This is a genomic window from Methanoculleus sp. UBA413, from assembly GCF_002502935.1.
Lineage (GTDB): Archaea > Halobacteriota > Methanomicrobia > Methanomicrobiales > Methanoculleaceae > Methanoculleus > Methanoculleus bourgensis.
In genome coordinates this window covers 15,218-16,995 of sequence record NZ_DAQR01000139.1, presented here as the reverse complement: position 1 = coordinate 16,995, position 1,778 = coordinate 15,218, and the positions used below count along the sequence as shown (strand labels likewise).

The following is a 1,778-nucleotide window of genomic DNA, read 5'->3' as shown; positions in this document are numbered from 1 at the left end:
GACCTCGAAGCCCTCTCCCTCACCGCCGGCAGCTACGAGGCCCTGAAGGCGGAGGTCGCCGCGATGGCCGGGGAGAAGGTCCGGGCCGACCACCTGGCTCTCGCCGCCGCGGCTGCAAGGGGGCAGATACAAGAGTACAATGAGCGCCGTGCGAAGATCGAGGCGGACCTCGCCGCACTTGCAGAGGATGAGGCGGCCGTCGCCGCCCTTACCCGGAAGGTCGGGGAGTGGCAGGCGCTCCGCGACCGTACTGTGGCGATGAAGGGCCTCCAGCCGGAGTATGACGCCCTCCGCGAAGAACTCGCCCGCATGGACGAACGGTTCGTCCAGACTGAACGGCGCGTCCGTGAGAATCGGGTTGATATCGAGGGGGTCGAGGAGAAGGCCCGGCACCTTGCGGCGCTCGAGGCTGAGGTCGGTGAGTATGACGCCCTCCGTGCCCGTGACGAGGTGCTCCTCTCGGCAGCAGGGTATGCCCGGGAGGAAGAGCGGTGCCTGCGGGAGGTTCGCGCCGCATCAGATGAGATGGACCTGCTCGAGAGCGAGATCGCCGGGCTTGCCCGACAGCTCGCCGAGATGGGCGCCGTCGAGGAGGAGATCGAGGCGGCCGGGAGCCGGAAGGATTACCTGACATCACGGATCAGTGCCTGTGCCACACGCCAGCAGGCGGTCCGCGAAGAGATCCGGAGGCTGGCCGAACACCAGGCAGAGATCCTCAAAGCAGGTCCGGACGGGTCCTGCCCGATGTGCCACCAGGGTCTCGGGGAGCACTACGAAGGGCTGCTCGGCGACCTTGCAGCGGCCGCCGCGTCGATGCAGGAGACGCTCGCCAGGCTCGAACAGGAGCATGCGAGAGCGACCGTCGAGCACCAGGAGGTTGTTGCCGGGCTGCAGGACCTCCTGCAGCAGCGCACCGCCCTCCAGCGCACAAAAGAGCAGCACGCACTCTATTCCTCCCGCTACAGGCAGAGCGCCGACGCCGTGCGGCGGTGGCAGGCCGAGGCCGGAGAGCACCGCGCCGCGATACAGGCGCTCGGCCTGGAGGGGTATGATCCGGCGGCGCACGATGCCCTCAGGGAGCGGATCCGGGACCTTGCAGAGAAGCGGACGAAGGCCGATACTCTCAGGGGCGAGTGCAGCCGCCTCCCTGCCCTCCGAAAGGAGCGGCAACGGCTCATCGCCGAGGTCGAGGGCTACCTCACCCGGAAAGAGGAGATAGAGGGGAAGCTCACCCGGCTCGGGTTCGACCCTCTGGTCCTCAAGCGCCTGGAGACCGAAGCGCAGGCGCTTGAGGCGTCCTACCGCGCATACACCGAGGCACAGGCCCGGCTCTCGCGGAGACCGGCGCTTGAGGAGGAACAGAAGTCGGTCCTCGAACGGATGGAAGAACTCGAGGGGAGGCTGCAGGCCATCGAGGGTGAGCAGCGGGACCTCTCGTTTGACCCGGACCGGTTTGCGCGTCTCACCGAGGAGTGCGGCCGTGCCGAAGAGGCGCACCAGAAGACGCTTGAACTCCGCGTCCGTCTCGAAGAAGTCCCGAGGATGCGAAAGGCGCTGGAGGCGAAGCAGGAACTCCTCGCGGGCCGGGAGGCTGAACTGCTCAGCACGAAGGCGGCTATCGCCGACCTTGGCTTTGACGAGCGGCAGATCGCGGCAGCTGAAGAGACGCTTGCAGGTCTTGAGCGGGACCTCGCGGCGGCACGGGAGCAGGGGTATGCGATCGCCGCCCGGATAAGCAGCCTGAAGGCAGATATCGGGGAGGAGACCGCAAGGCTCTC

At 67.4% G+C, this 1,778-nt stretch carries 1 pseudogene; it reads left to right on the top strand.

Going from position 1 to position 1,778, the window contains the following annotated elements:
• Positions 1-1,778: pseudogene (locus BP858_RS12120) on the top strand (SMC family ATPase); the annotation flags it as partial.